At 65.3% G+C, this 14,760-nt stretch carries 10 protein-coding genes; 6 read left to right on the top strand and 4 right to left on the bottom strand.

The window, feature by feature from the left end; translation table 11 throughout:
* Positions 1 to 12 precede the first annotated feature (12 nt).
* Positions 13 to 1,293 carry a glycosyltransferase gene (locus MTAB308_RS07665; RefSeq protein ID WP_077098980.1) on the bottom strand — a complete coding sequence of 427 codons (1,281 nt, stop codon included), beginning with the start codon at positions 1,291 to 1,293 and terminating at the stop codon, positions 13 to 15.
* A gap of 430 nt (positions 1,294 to 1,723) precedes the next feature.
* On the opposite strand from MTAB308_RS07665, the gene MTAB308_RS07660 reads away from it, so the two are divergent.
* The 3 genes from MTAB308_RS07660 (at position 1,724) to MTAB308_RS07650 (ending at position 8,091) form a co-directional block, all read left to right on the top strand.
* A complete protein-coding gene (locus MTAB308_RS07660) occupies positions 1,724 to 2,140 on the top strand; it encodes an MmpS family transport accessory protein (protein WP_077098979.1) in 417 nt (138 codons plus the stop codon).
* Entirely contained in the window at positions 2,137 to 5,025 is a 2,889-nt protein-coding gene (locus MTAB308_RS07655) for an MMPL/RND family transporter (RefSeq protein ID WP_077098862.1), read from the top strand. The genes MTAB308_RS07660 and MTAB308_RS07655 overlap by 4 nt, the downstream gene beginning before the upstream one ends.
* 144 nt (positions 5,026 to 5,169) lie before the next feature.
* Complete coding sequence (locus MTAB308_RS07650) at positions 5,170 to 8,091, top strand: MMPL/RND family transporter (protein WP_077098861.1); 2,922 nt, start codon at positions 5,170 to 5,172, stop codon at positions 8,089 to 8,091.
* A gap of 67 nt (positions 8,092 to 8,158) precedes the next feature.
* Here the strand turns inward: MTAB308_RS07650 and MTAB308_RS07645 are convergent, their stop codons facing one another.
* The 3 genes from MTAB308_RS07645 to MTAB308_RS07635 all read right to left on the bottom strand — a co-directional run bounded on the left by MTAB308_RS07645 (position 8,159) and on the right by MTAB308_RS07635 (position 10,910).
* Positions 8,159 to 8,692, bottom strand: coding sequence for a PE family protein (locus MTAB308_RS07645; RefSeq protein ID WP_077098860.1), 534 nt, complete (start codon positions 8,690 to 8,692; stop codon positions 8,159 to 8,161).
* A 344-nt stretch (positions 8,693 to 9,036) separates the two neighbouring features.
* Positions 9,037 to 9,507 carry a hypothetical protein gene (locus MTAB308_RS07640; RefSeq protein WP_077098859.1) on the bottom strand — a complete coding sequence of 157 codons (471 nt, stop codon included), beginning with the start codon at positions 9,505 to 9,507 and terminating at the stop codon, positions 9,037 to 9,039.
* Between the two features lie 98 nt (positions 9,508 to 9,605).
* Positions 9,606 to 10,910, bottom strand: coding sequence for an adenosylmethionine--8-amino-7-oxononanoate transaminase (locus MTAB308_RS07635; RefSeq protein ID WP_077098858.1), 1,305 nt, complete (start codon positions 10,908 to 10,910; stop codon positions 9,606 to 9,608).
* 62 nt (positions 10,911 to 10,972) lie between these two features.
* Here MTAB308_RS07635 and MTAB308_RS07630 point away from each other — a divergent pair, with 62 nt between their 5' ends.
* The 3 genes from MTAB308_RS07630 (at position 10,973) to MTAB308_RS07620 (ending at position 14,735) form a co-directional block, all read left to right on the top strand.
* Positions 10,973 to 11,395, top strand: coding sequence for a hypothetical protein (locus MTAB308_RS07630; protein ID WP_077098857.1), 423 nt, complete (start codon positions 10,973 to 10,975; stop codon positions 11,393 to 11,395).
* Positions 11,396 to 11,691: 296 nt separating this feature from the next.
* Complete coding sequence (gene ripD, locus MTAB308_RS07625; RefSeq protein ID WP_077098856.1) at positions 11,692 to 12,486, top strand: NlpC/P60 family peptidoglycan-binding protein RipD; 795 nt, start codon at positions 11,692 to 11,694, stop codon at positions 12,484 to 12,486.
* A gap of 92 nt (positions 12,487 to 12,578) precedes the next feature.
* On the top strand, positions 12,579 to 14,735 hold the full coding sequence (locus MTAB308_RS07620) for an acyltransferase family protein (protein WP_077098855.1): 2,157 nt from the start codon (positions 12,579 to 12,581) through the stop codon (positions 14,733 to 14,735).
* The last annotated feature ends 25 nt before the right edge of the window (positions 14,736 to 14,760 follow it).

Here is a 14,760-nt window from a genome sequence, read left to right as displayed (position 1 = left end):
TCCGAGCGTGTATCACCCAACGCGCTCGAGGCGGGCGAAAGTCTCCACAAGATCAGCGGCGGCCGCGACGCTCTCGGCGGGTCTGCCCATCCGCGTGGCGATTTCGCGGGCTCGGGCGGCATATTGCGGGGCCAGGATCCGGCGCAGATCGGCGACCAGCGATTTCTCGGTAGCGCTCGAAAAGCGGCGCGCGGTACCCACTTTCAGTCGTTTGATCGCGACTCCCCAGATCAGCTGAACGTCTGCCATCCAAAGGATCAACGTGGGAACGCCGGCGCGCAGGCCTGCGGCCGTGGTGCCCGCACCGCCGTGGTGGACGACGGCGCGGCAGGCGGGAAAGATCGCCGCGTAATTCACCGCGCCCACCACTTTGACGTGGTCGGAATGGGTGGCATCGCCGAAATCGGTCCAACCGGCGCAGACCAGTGCGCGCTCGCCGAGTTGCGCACACGCGGCGCTGATCATGGACAGCGTATCGGCCGGAGATTCGACCGGTATGCTGCCGAACCCGAAGCAAATCGGCGGCGTTCCCGCCGCGATCCACGAAGCGACGTCGTCATCGGCGCCCGTCGCCAACTCCATCGTCAGCGTGCCGACAAAGGGCCGCTGGGGCGGCTTCCGCGCATTCCATTCCGCCCATTCGGCGGCCAGCCCGGGAAAGCACACCTCGTCGTAGGCCTGGATTTCCAGCGCGCCTCGTTCCGCGATGCGCCGTGGCGCGGGACGTTTCACGGCCGGAAGGCCTAGCTGCCGGCGCTGTGCGTCCTGGACCTTCTTCACGCCCCGCCACACCAACCACTCGTAGGCCGCCATCGCCGAGCGGATCAATGGAGCCGGCAGGCCCGGAAAGAGTTGGCCGTTCACCCGGATCGGGAACCAAAGCAGCGTGGCCAGTGGAATGTTGCGGTACTCCGCGACGTTGACCGAGAGCTCCTGATAACTCATGCCGGTGAGTAAGAGGTCGGCCCCGTCGGCCAGCGCGGTCAGCGCGGTGCTCATCTCCGCCCAGCGCTGAGTACCGGGCTCCCGCGCTTCGCTCAGCAACTTCTTCGCCTCCCGGATATTCCAGAAGTTGCGGAAGAATCGCGCCCAGAAGTTGCGCGTCGATTCCAGCCAGGCCTGCATGTCCGGCCCGTAGGCGGTCGCGGCGAGCCCAACCGATTCGGCGAAGCTGACCAGGTCGGGCGGGACGGCCATGCACACCTCGTGCCCGCGGTGCCGCAACTCGCGGCCGACAGCGATGCCGGGCTCCACGTCGCCGCGAGTTCCATAGAACGCCAGCACAAATTTCATCGCGTGGTCCTGGCCCTTCACTTCCGTGCGCGTGATGCGAGATGAAAGCGGCAGACGGCGTCCCGGCTCAGCCGCCCAGCAGCATAGCCCCAGCGGCGGCGACATCCGCAACCGCGACCAGACCGACCCCCGTCGGGACGGCACCCTGAGAAGTTCCTTAAATCCTGGTCGGAGGCTGTGTGCCACCAGTATGGTGTGGAGCCGTAATTAAACTCGTGTCAGCTAGGGTGGTGCGGTGGTCTGGGGCAGTGTGCACGATGTTGAGCCGGCGTGGCCCGATGTCCCCGTCGAGCGCAGCAGCAATGCCGACGAACGACCAGGTTCCCGGCGTTTGCTTCTGCGACGTCCTCGCCAACCGTCCTCTGCGCCTCGAGCACAAGTGAAATCGGCAAAGAATCGCCGAAATCAGAGGTCCGTGATTCTTCAGCTGTTGCGGCAGCTGTGGATCCCGGTAGTCGTTCTGGTGGTGATCGCCGTCGGGGGTTTGACTGTGTCGCGACTGCACGGCCTCTTCGGCTCTGAGAAGAGCCTCTCGTATGCCGATACCAGAGTCGACAACAAGCCTTACAATCCCCAGCACCTGAGGTACGAGGTCTTCGGACCACCGGGGACCGTGGCCTTGATCAGCTTTTTCGGCGCCAACGGTGATGCGCAACACGTGGCCGGGGCGAGTCTGCCGTGGTCATACGAGTTCGCGATCACCGCGGCAACGGGCTTGAGGAGCGTCGCGGCGCAGGGCGACAGTGACACTATCGGCTGCCGCATCATGCTGGACGGCGTGGTCAAAGCCGAGAAGACCGCGCACGAAGTAAGCGCCTTTACGTCCTGCTCGCTGAACGCCGCATGACCGACCAACGGCCACACGCCAGTCGACCATTGGTAGCGCGGACGATCCGTAGGTTTTCCGTGCCCATCATCGTGGCGTGGTTGGCGATCATCGGTTTCTTGATCATGTTCGTCCCGACGTTGGAGCAGGTCGAGACCGAGCATTCAGTATCCCTGAATCCGATAGATGCCCCGTCCGTCACGGCGGCACAGCGGATGAACGAAGACTTCAAGGCATCCGACCAAACTGGCCGGTCGGATACCGGCCCCGTGGCGATGATCGTTTTGGAGGGCCAGCAACCCCTCGGCGACGATGCCCACAGGTATTACGACCGGTTGGTCTCTCAGTTAAGGGATGATCCGAAGCATGTGGCATACGTCCAGGACTTCTGGGGCGACGAACTAACCAGACACGCGGCGCAAAGCGTCGATGGCAAGGCCGCATATGTTCAGGTGCTTCTCTCCGGCAACTCCAGCCAGACCGTGGGCAACGAATCGATCGAAGCCGTCCAGCGCATCGTCGCGCGGACGCCGGCCCCGCCCGGAGTCAAAGCGTATGTCACCGGGCCCGCGGCGATCAATGCGGATATGAGCCACAGCGGCGACCGGACCGTTGCCACGATCACCGCCGTGAGCATCGCCGTGATCTTCATTACGCTGCTTTTCGTCTACCGTTCCGTGGTCACCGCGATTCTGCTGTTGGTGGTGGTCGGCATCGAATTGCAAGTGGCGCGGGGAATCGTTGCCTTTATTGGCCACCACGGTGCCATCGGCCTCACCACCTTCGCCGTCAATCTGCTGGTATCCCTCGTGATCGCGGCCGGGACCGACTACGGGATATTTTTCGTCGGCCGGTATCAGGAGGCGCGCCAAGCTGGCGCGGACAGGGAAACGGCGTACTACACCACCTACCACGGGGTCACCAAGGTCGTTGTGGCCTCGGGTCTGACGATCGCCGGAGCGCTTTTCTGCCTGATATTTACGCGGCTGCCGTCCTTCTACGTGCTGGCGGTCCCCTGTGCGGTGGGCGTATTGGTCGCCGTCGCGGTCGCGGTCACGCTGATTCCGGCGGTTCTCACCGTCGGAAGCCGTTTCGGCCTGTTCGAGCCCCGGCGGAAAATCAACCCCCGCGCATGGCGACGCGTCGGCACGGCGATCGTTCGATGGCCCGCACCCATTCTCGTCGCCAGCCTGGCGGTCACGCTGATCGGGCTGTTGACGCTGCCGGGCTACAAACCCAGCTACAACGACCAGAAATACATTCCCAAGAATATCCCCGCCAATTTGGGATATGAGGCCGCGGCGCGACATTTTCCGCCGTCGGCAATGATGGCACCCGAGATCCTGTTGGTCGAGACCGATCACGACCTGCGTAACCCGGCCGATTTCCTGGTATTGGAGAAACTGGCCAAGGCCGTCCTCGCCGTGCCGGGCATTTCGTCGGTGCAGGCCGCGACCCGGCCCGAGGGGACCCCGATCAAGCACACGTCGATACCGTATTTCCTCAGCATGCAAGTGGCCGGCCAGCAGCAATTCCTGTTTTTCCAGAAAGAGCGTCTCAACGACATGCTCAAGCAGGCCGACATGTTGGCCGAAGCGATCGGCATCACGCGACACCTCTACAGCCTGACGCAGCAGATGGTCGCCACGACGCACGACATGGTCGGCACCACGCACGACATACAGGACCTCACGAAGGATCTGCGAGGGCATATTTCGGATTTCGAGGACTTCCTCAGGCCGATCCGCAGTTACTTCTACTGGGAAAAGCACTGCTACGACATTCCGGTTTGCTTTTCCTTCAGAAGCGTCTTCGACGCCCTCGACGGCGTTGACTCGGTCACCGACAAGCTGGGCGACGTGGTGACGGACCTCGACAAGATAGACCTGCTCCTGCCGCAGATACTTGCCCAGTTTCCCGAAATGATCGCGATCATGGAGAGTTCGCGGACCATGCTGCTGACCATGCACAGCACCATGTCCGGGGTCCTCGGAAACATGAGCGACGACAACAGCAACGGCAGTGCCATGGGAAGGGCGTTCGACGCCGCCCGAAACGACGATTCGTTTTATATGCCGCCGGAAGCATTCCAGAACAAAGACTTTCAACGAATCATGAAGATATTCTTGTCACCCGACGGGAAAGCCGTCCGCATGCTCATTTTACAAAAAGGCGATCCCGCGTCGCCCGAGGGCATTTCCCGGGTCGACCCGATTAAAAACGCGGCCGAGGAAGCGCTCAAGGGAACTCCGCTGGAAGCGTCGAGGATCTACCTCGCGGGCACCGCGGCGGGTGTGCGCGACGTGGTGCGTGGCTCCACCTACGACCTGATGATCGCCGGGGTCGCGGCGCTCTGCCTGATCTTCATCGTCATGCTGATCATGACGCGAAGTTTCGTTGCCGCCCTGGTCATCGTCGGTACGGTGTTGCTCTCGCTGGGCGCGTCCTTCGGGTTGTCCGTCTTCGCCTGGCAGGATTTGCTCGGCATACCAATACATTGGTCGGTTCTCGTGATGTCCGTGATCGTCCTTCTGGCGGTCGGGTCTGACTACAACTTGCTGCTGGTTGCCCGGATCAAAGAGGAAATAGGCGCCGGCATCAACACCGGCATCATTCGCGCCATGGGTGGCACCGGCAAAGTGGTGACGAACGCGGGGCTGGTGTTCGCGTTCACCATGGGGTCCATGCTGGTCAGCGACCTGCGCGTGATCGGTCAGGTGGGCACGACGATCGGCCTTGGGTTGCTATTCGACACGCTGGTCGTGCGGGCTTTCATGACGCCGTCCATCGCCGCGCTGTTGGGGCGTTGGTTCTGGTGGCCGCAAAAAGTGCGGCCCCGCCCCGCGAGTTCCCTGCTTCGGCCCACCGGGCCCCGTCCGCTGGTACGCGCCTTGTTGCTGAGGTAACGGAAATCAGTGGCGGATTTCAAAGTTCAGGACAAGACCGGCAACCGTGGAGAGCACTGTGGCACAGGGCGATAGCACAGGCAGTGGCTGCCGCTTCGACGCGCACGGCGTGGCCTCCCCCACCGGCCGCCCGTTGAGGGCCGCATGAGCACCGAACAGCCTCGTCCGCCTGTGGTGGCGCGGACGATCCGCAGGCTTACGCCGTTCGTGATTCTGGCGTGGGTCGCGTTGACGCTCGCCGTGACTTTCGGGGTTCCGCCGTTGGAGCAGGTCGGCGAAGAACATTCCGTACCCCTGGCCCCTCGAGACGCGCCGTCGGTGCAGGCCATGACGAACATGGGCAAGGCCTTCAAAGAGTCCGATTCGGACAGTTTTGCGATGATCGTCCTCGAGGCGCAGCGGCCGCTCGGGGACGACGCCCACACTTACTACCGACAATTGGTCCGCGAATTACGAAGCGACCCAACGCATGTCGAACACGTTCAGGACTTGTGGGAAGACCGACTCACGGCGGCGGGCGTGCAAAGCCCTGATGGCAAGGCCGCATACGTTCAGCTGAATCTGGCCGGCAACCAAGGCACCACCTTGGCCAAGGAGTCCGTGGCGGCGGTCCGGGACATCATGAAGCGGACGCCGCCTCCCCCTGGCGTCGAAGTGCATCTGACCGGCCCGGCGGCGCTGATTCCCGACATGCAGCGCAGCGGCGACGCGTCGCTGTTAAAAATGGCGCTGATAGGGGCCGTGATCATCTTCGTGGTCCTGTTGATCGTCTACCGTTCGGTGACCACCGCGGTTCTGGTGGCGGTCGGGGTCGGGATCGAAGCCGGCGCGGCGAGAGGGATCATCGCGTTTCTCGCCGACAACAACGTTGTCGTGCTGTCGACGTTCGCCATCAATCTGCTGGTGACACTGTCGATGGCGGCCGGAACCGACTACGGAATATTCTTCGTCGGCCGCTATCAAGAGGCCCGTCAGGCCGGCGAAGACCCCGAAACGGCCTACTACACCACCTACCGCGGGGTCACTCCCGTCGTCTTGGGTTCCGGATTGACCATCGCCGGGGCGATGTTGTGCCTGGGCTTCACCCGGATGCCCATCTTCCAGACCATCGGCGTGCCATGCGCGGTGGGCATGCTCGTCGCGGTCGCGATCGCGGTCACGCTGGTTCCGGCAATTCTGACCGCCGGCAGCCGCTTCGGGCTGTGCGACCCCAAGCGCAGGATCGCGCAACAACGATGGCGAGGGGTCGGCACGGCGATCGTCCGCTGGCCCGCGCCGATTCTCGCCGCGACACTGGCGGTCGCGCTGATTGGGCTGGTAACGCTTCCGGGCTACAAAACGAGTTATGACGACCGGTCCTATCTACCCCAAGACCTGCCGGCCAACCTGGGATATACGGCCGCCAATCGTCATTTCTCCCAATCGCGCATGATGCCCGACATTCTGATGATCCAGTCGGATCACGATATGCGCAATCCGGCCGATTTTCTCGTCTTGCACAAACTGGCCAAGGCGATCTTCCGGGTCCCGGGCATTTCCCGGGTTCAGGGCATAACCCGGCCCGAGGGGACACCGATTGAGCACACTTCAATACCCTTTTTGATCAGCATGCAAAACGCGACCATGCTGCAAAATGTGACTTTTATCAAACAAGCTATGAACGATCTCCTCAAACAGGCCGACTTGCTGGCCGAACAAATCACGGTGATGAAGCGCCTCTACGGATTGCAGGAGCGCCTCACGGGAATTGCTCATCACACGATCGGCCTCACCAAGGAAATGGTTGACATCATCGACGAAACGGAAGTTAGTTTCTCGGATTTCGAGGATTTCTTCAGGCCGATCCGAAATTACTTCTACTGGGAAAAGCACTGTTACGACATTCCTGTTTGTTTTGCGCTGAGGAGCATATTCGATTCGCTGGACGGTCTCGACCTGCTCGCCGAAAAGACCCACCACGTACTAAAGGACGCGCTGAAGCTCGACGAGCTGCTGCCGCAGATACTCGCGCAGATCCCGCCCATGATCGCGATCGTGGAGGCCACGCGCACCATGCTGCTGACGAACCACAGCACCACATCCGGGTTCTTGGGCCAGCTGGACGACACGAGCCAGAACGCCACCGCCATGGGGCAGGCGTTCGACGCCGCCCACAACGACGATTCCTTCTATCTGCCTCCAGACGTCTTCAAGAACGCGGACTTTCAGCGCGCCATGACGTCCTTCGTAGCTCCGGACGGGAAGGCGGCCCGGTTCATCATTTCCCACCGCGGCGATCCCGCGACGCCGGAGGGCATCGCGCGGATCGATCGGATCAGGTCGGCGGCCGAGGAGGCGCTCAAGAAGACGCCGTTGGAGGGCGCCAAGATCTCCCTCGCCGGCACCGCATCGACCTACAAAGACTTCAGTGACGGCTCGAAATACGACCTATGGATCGCCCTGGTCGGCGCGCTTTGTCTTATTTTCGTCATCATGCTCGTCCTCACGCGAAGTTTTGTGGCGGCCCTGGTTATCGTCGGGACCGTACTGCTTTCGTTGGGCGCATCCTTCGGGCTGTCGGTGCTCGCCTGGCAATACATGCTCGGCATCAAATTGCACTGGATGGTGCTGCCGATGTCCGTGATCGTGCTTTTGGCCGTCGGATCCGACTACAACCTGCTTTTGGTATCACGCATGAAAGAGGAAATCGCGGGCGGCATCAACACGGGCATCATCCGCGCGATGGGCGGAACCGGGAAAGTGGTGACGAACGCGGGCCTGGTGTTCGCCTTCACCATGGCCTCGATGGTGTTCAGCGATCTGCGCATCATCGGCCAGGTCGGCACCACCATCGGCCTGGGCCTGATGTTCGACACCCTGGTCGTGCGCTCGTTTATGACTCCGTCCATCGCCGCCCTGCTCGGGCGCTGGTTCTGGTGGCCACAGACGGTGCGCCCCCGCCCGGCCAGCTACATGCTTCGGGATGTGGGGCCGCGTCCGCTGGTGCGGTCCCTGCTGCTGAGGGAGGATCCGCCCGCCAAGGACGACGACGCGGTCACGGTCGACTTCCCAAAGCTGTCCGTCTAGCTCGGCGCCCGATTTGATGGCGCCGCGAAGCCGGCGGCCTGGAGTGGGCCCTAGACCCGCAAACTAGTTATGGAACCGGAATCGATATGCCGAGGAAACCCTCCAGCAGTTGTACCGCGCCGATCAATAGAGCCAGAGTCAAATATGCCAGTACCAATGCCTCATACGGCACAAGGAAGGCGAGATAGATTGCGCTCACGAGCTTTTGCATTACGTAGTTCACGGTACTAATCAGATTTGTAATCTGATTAATGTATGGCGCGGCCAGGCCGTTTACGACATCAACAATTGATTGCGCGCTCGGCATCATCGACGCGGCGTTGACGGCCTCGGCGGCCGCGTAGGAGCCTGCACCCGCGTGCAGCTGCTGGGCGAACTGCGCACCGAACGCCGTGGCCTTCCCAAGCAGCCCGTGAAACTCCTGGGCTACCCCGGAGAAAAACTGCGCAATACCCGCCGACACCTCGTCGGCGGCGGCCGGCAGCACCGCGACGGTCGGGGCCGCCGCCGCCAGGTGGGCCGCGTTGACCGTCGAACCGATCGCAGCCACGTCAGCGGCCGCCGCCGCCATGATCTCCGGCGCCGTGCTCACGTACGACATATCTATCCTCCAGCCGGTCACTGGTGACCCAGCGGCAAAGCGACAAGCACGACTGGGCACGCCCGTCACGGAGATTACACACAAGTACAACTGCGTGGGGCAGCTTCGGCTGAACGCATTGAACAAAAACCGGCGGCAGTGCAAACCGGCTGCAAGTGCCGCTGCGAACCTGGGCGAAAACGCCCCAAAAGCGTGCGGTCCTCCGGGTTCGGTGCGTCTCTACCGGGCTGCGCGAATGGACCCGGGCCCGAAACCCTCCCGGTTGGCTTCTATACGCCGCAACTTCATCATCGACGGTCCGGCTCCCCGGACCTCCACGTAGCTGCCCGGCCCCCGCCGGAATCTCAGCTCGCGTCGCGCAGCACGGGCTGCGTCGTCGACGCCAACTCGATAACCACCGCCGCCTCAGCAAACAGTTCGACGGCTTCCGCGATGGTGCGGTCGACGAACGAAGCGAATCGCTCGAAGGCGATGCCTTCCGGGATCCACTGGGATCGGCGGGCCACGAGGCCAATGCGCTCCGAATCAGCGGAACCGCGCACAATTGCAGTTACCCCGCGGTTCCGCTGGTTCCATGTGTCGGCAAAGCGCGTCAGCCAGGCGCGATCGGCACCTGGGAAGAACCGCCCAGGGCTGACGCTAACGCTCAACATGTCGTCGAACGACGGGGAGCCCTGTAGGTGGACGTGGAGCCGCCCGGAACCGGCGTCGACGACACAGAAGTATTCGCCATCGTGCTCACCCCTGAGGAACCGCAGCCCGGAGGTGGACAGGTAGCGTTCGATCAGGTTCGTGCAGAGCGACCCAGTTGTCATAGCTAGGAGTCTGGGGCCAGCGACTGGGAGGACCCTTTGAGCCAAGCTAGCCCCCATCGAAGAATCTACTGAGAATTCGCTGAGTGACCTGGGCCGCTTCAGCCGGCGACCCGCGCGACCTCGACCATGGCGGACGCGATCCGCGCGACCTCGTCGCCCGAGCAGATGTACGGCGGCATCGCGTAGACCAGGTTGCGGAACGGGCGCAGCCAGACGCCACGGTCCAGCGCCACCGGCGTGGCGACGGCCAGGTCCACCGGCCGGGCGCATTCGATCACGCCGATGCCGCCGCACACCCGCACATCGACGACGCCGGGCAGCGCCCGGGCGGGGGCCAGGCCCTCGGCCAGCCCCGCGGCTAGCTGGGCCACGCGAGCGCGCCAGTCCTGGCCGAGCAGCAGTTCGACGCTGGCCACGGACACCGCGCACGCCAGCGGATTGGCCATGAACGTGGGCCCGTGCATCAGCGCGCCGGCCTCCCCCGAGCTGATGGCCCGCGCGATGTCGCTCGTGCACAGCGTGGCGGCCAGGCTGAGGTATCCGCCGGTGAGCGCCTTGCCGACGCACATGATGTCCGGGCTCACCCCGGCGTGATCGGCGGCGAAGAGCTCGCCGGTGCGCCCGAACCCGGTCGCGATCTCGTCGAAGACAAGCAGCACATCATGCCGGCGGCACAGCTCGCGCAGGTCGCGCAGGTACGCGGGATCGTGGAAGCGCATCCCGCCGGCCCCCTGCACGACGGGCTCGACGATGACGGCCGCCAGCTCCGCGGCGTGTTGCGCCAAGAGCGCCTCGAACGCCGCGACGTAGGCGGGGTCGTGCTCGCGCGGCACCTGGGGGGCGAACACCTGGCGGGCCAGGATGTCGGTCCACAGCGAGTGCATGCCCCCGTCGGGGTCGCAGACGCTCATCGGGGTGAAGGTGTCGCCGTGGTATCCGCCCCGCCAGGTCATCAGCCGGTGCTTGCCGGGCCGGCCCCGGCCGCGCCAGTACTGCAGGGCCATCTTCACCGCGACCTCCACCGACACCGATCCGGAGTCGCTGAAGAAAACCGTGTCCAAGCCCGCCGGCGTCACCTCTACCAGCAGCTGCGCCAGCCGGGCCGCCGGCTCGTGGGTCAGCCCCCCGAACATGACGTGGTTCATCGTCGCCAGTTGCGCGGCCAGCGCCGCGTTCAGCTCCGGGTGGCCGTGCCCGTGGATCGCGGTCCACCAGGAGCTCATCGCGTCGAGCGCCTCGATGGGCCGGCCGTCCCGGATCAGCGTCAGCGTGGTGCCGTGGGCCGCGACGGCCACCACGGGCGCCACCGCCTCGCAGCCGATGGTGCTGTAGGGGTGCCACAGGTGCGCCGCGTCGATCGCGCTGATTTGCTCGGGCGTCAACCCGGCCCTCGCCGCAGGCATAGAGACCGAGCGTAAAGCAGCCGGCTCGCACAAATCCCGGCCATCGGGGAGCATCTACTGCCATGGACCCCAATCCGGGTGATCGCATCGCCGCCCCGCCGGCGCCCAACCAGCCGCATCAGGCGCCCAGAGTGTTGCGCCTGCGGATAGTCCCCTGGGACGTCGTCTGCACCGTGGCGCTGCTGGTGCTGCTGGTGGTCCTCGCGACGGCGACGACGTGGCCGGCGCGGCTTTTCGGCTTCCTCGCGAACGTGTGTGAGGGCGACGCCTGCGGGTCGGTGCCCTTCGGGGTCGACTTCTACATCCGCCCGCTGGTGTGGGGCGGCATCGGCGCCGCCATCGCCGCGGCCGGCATCGGCCCGTTCGTTTCGCTCCTGAAGGGCTGGTACATGTCCTTCTGGCCGGTCCTGGCCCTCGCCCTCCTCATGGTCGCCTCCGTGGCCGGTTCGATCCTGACCACGTTCAGCGCGCGCTACTGGCTCTGAGCCGACTGAGACCCAAATCACAACTGCGCAGGCCGGATTGGGCCCGCCAGTCACCGTCCGGTCACGTTACGACAAATAATCCCTCGTGGGCCTCATCAGCTATTTTCCGGCTGCAACTTCTGTTGTAAAAGTGTCTGTAGTGACTGGTGTGAATTCACCGGCTAGCCGGCGGGTTCATCCCAAGCGTCACGCAGCGGCGTCCGGCCCCGACGGGGAGGCACTCGCCGCCTGCACTAGCGGCCGCCGCGCGAAGTCACCGCGACGGAGGCCCAGGACCCAAGAAGGTAGGGATCCCAATGAAACGCATCTACGCTTTCGCGATCGGAGTCGCGATGCTGGTGGCCCCGGCGGTCACCGCCAGCATCGCGACGGCCGACCCCGGCGCCAGGTCGATGGACTACCAGCAGGCCACCGACATCGTCGTCATGCGCGGCCTTTCACAGCGCGGGGTGCCGTTCTCCTGGGCCGGCGGCGGTATCACCGGCCCCTCCCGCGGGAAGGGCACTGGCGCCATGACCGTCGGGTTCGACGCGTCGGGCCTGATGCAGTACGCCTACGCGGGGGCCGGGATCAAGCTGCCGCGTTCCTCCGGTGAGATGTACCGCCTCGGCCAGAAGGTCCTGCCGGCGCAAGCGCGCCGCGGCGACCTGATCTTCTACGGTCCCGAAGGCACCCAAAGCGTCGCGATGTACCTCGGCAACAACCAGATGCTGGAGGTGGGCGACGTCGTCCAGGTGTCGCCCGTGCGCGCCAACGGCATGACGCCCTACCTGGTCCGGGTGCTCGGCGTCCAGCAGGTGCCGTACCAGCAGGCGCCGGTCCAGCAGGCGCCCACACAACAGGCCCCGCTGCAGCAAGCTCCGGCCCAGCAGCTGCCCACACAACAGGCCCCGCTGCAGCAGGCGCCGGCCCAGCAGGCGCCCACACAACAGGCCCCGCTGCAGCAGGCGCCGGTCCAGCAGGTGCCCACACAACAGGCCCCGGTCCAACAGGCCCCGGTCCAGCAGGCGCCCCTACAGCAGCTGCCGCTGCTGCAGTCGCCGGCGCCGCAGGCGCCCGTGCAGCCGGCTCCGTACGGCATCACGCGGTAAACCCCACGCGCGGCCCTTCCCGGCGCGCCGAACATCCGCCACTTGCTCCCCGCGGGAGCGAGTGGCGGTTTTCGGTAAATTGGCGGTCGACCATGCCGAGCCTGTCACCGCCCCGCCCACCGGTTGCCCCTGCGAGACCGGTGTCTGCGCGCGCCGCGGGCTTCTATCGTTACGACCTCGACGGCCTGCGCGGCATCGCGATCGCGTTGGTCGCCGTGTTCCACATCTGGTTCGGCCGCGTTTCCGGCGGCGTGGACGTCTTCCTGGCATTGTCGGGCTTCTTTTTCGGCGGAAAAATCCTGCGCGCCGCGCTCAGCCCGGACCTTTCGCTGTCGCCGGTCGCCGAGGTGTTTCGGCTGGTCCGCCGCCTGCTGCCCGCCCTGGTCGTGGTTCTGGCCGGCTGCGGGCTGCTGACGATCCTGGTGCAACCGGAGACCCGCTGGGAGACCTTCGCCGACCAGAGCCTGGCCAGCCTGGGCTACTACCAGAACTGGGAGCTGGCCGACAGCGCGTCCGATTACCTGCGGGCCGGCGAGGCCGTCACACCGCTGCAGCACATCTGGTCCATGTCGGTGCAGGGCCAGTTCTACATCGCGTTCCTGTTGCTGGTCGCCGGCTGCGCGTACGCGTGGCGCGGCCGGCGGGCCGCCCACCTCCGGACCGTGTTCTTGGTGCTGCTCAGCGCGCTCACGGTGGCCTCGTTCGTCTACGCGATCGTCGCCCACCGGGACGATCAGGCGATCGCCTACTACGACAGTTTCGCCCGGGCGTGGGAGTTGCTGCTCGGCGCGCTCGTCGGCGCCCTGGTGCCCTACGTCCGCTGGCCGACGTGGCTGCGCACCGCGGCCGCCACCGCCGGGCTGGCCGCCATCGTGTCCTGCGGGGCGCTGATCGACGGCGTCAAGGAATTCCCCGGCCCGTGGGCGCTGGTCCCCGTCGGGGCCACCGTGCTGATGGTCCTCGCCGGGGCCAACCTGGGGGCCGGCGCCGACGACCGGATGCCGCTGCCGAATCGGGTGCTCGCGACCGGGCCCCTGGTGGCGCTGGGCGCGATGGCCTACTCGCTGTACCTGTGGCACTGGCCGCTGCTCATCTTCTGGCTGTCCTACAGCGGGCATAAGCGCGCGGGCTTCGTCGAGGGCGCGGTGCTGCTGGTGGTGTCCGGGGTGCTGGCCTACCTGACCACGCGGCTGGTCGAGGACCCGCTGCGGTACCGGGCACCCGCCGCCGCCGCGCCGGTCGCGTCGGTCCCGACGGTCCCCTGGTGGCTGCGCCTGCGCCGCCCGACGATGGCGCTGGGATCGATGGTGGTGCTGCTCGGCGTCACGCTGACCGCGACGTCGTTCACCTGGCGTCAGCACGTCACGGTGTTGCGTGCCGCGGGCAAGGAACTCAGCGTCCTCAACCCGCAGGACTACCCCGGCGCGCGCGCCCTGACCGAACACGCGCGGGTGCCGGCGCTGCCGATGCGGCCCAGCGTCCTGGAGATCAAGGAGGACCTTCCCGTCTCGACCCGGGACGGCTGCATCAGCGACTTCGTCAACCCGATCGTCGTCAACTGCGCCTACGGCGACGTCGCCGCCACGCGCACCATCGCCCTGGCCGGCGGGTCGCACGCCGAGCACTGGCTGCCGGCACTCGACATGCTGGGCCGCATGCATCACTTCAAAGTGGTGACGTATCTCAAGATGGGTTGCCCGCTGTCCACCGAGGAAGTGCCGCTGATCATGGGCAACAACGCCCCGTACATGCAGTGCCGCGAGTGGGTGCAGCGCACGATGAACAAGCTGGTCGAGGACCGGCCGGACTACGTGTTCACCACGACGACCCGGCCGTGGAACATCAAGGCCGGCGACGTGATGCCGGCCACCTACATCGGCATCTGGCAAACGTTGTCCGACAACAACATTCCGATCCTCGGCATGCGCGACACCCCGTGGCTGGTCAAGGACGGCAAACCGTTCGACCCCGCGGACTGCCTGGCCAAGAAGGGCGGCAGCCCGCAGTCCTGCGCGGTGAAGCGCTCCGACGTGCTGTCCGACCACAATCAGACCCTTGACTTCGTCGCGCAGTTCCCGCTGCTGAAGGTCCTGGACATGTCGGACGCGATCTGCCGCGCCGACGTCTGCCGGCCCGTCGAGGGCAACGTGCTGATCTACCACGGCGCCCACCACCTGTCCCCCACCTACGTGCGGACCATGACGACCGAGCTGGGCAGGCAGATCGGGGCCAGCACCGGTTGGTGGTAACCGGCCGCCGCACCGCTCCCGCCGA

This window comes from Mycobacterium terramassiliense, from assembly GCF_900157385.1.
GTDB classification, from domain to species: domain Bacteria; phylum Actinomycetota; class Actinomycetes; order Mycobacteriales; family Mycobacteriaceae; genus Mycobacterium; species Mycobacterium terramassiliense.
Note: the sequence above shows the minus strand (reverse complement) of the source record. Positions and strands in the feature narration are given on the sequence as shown.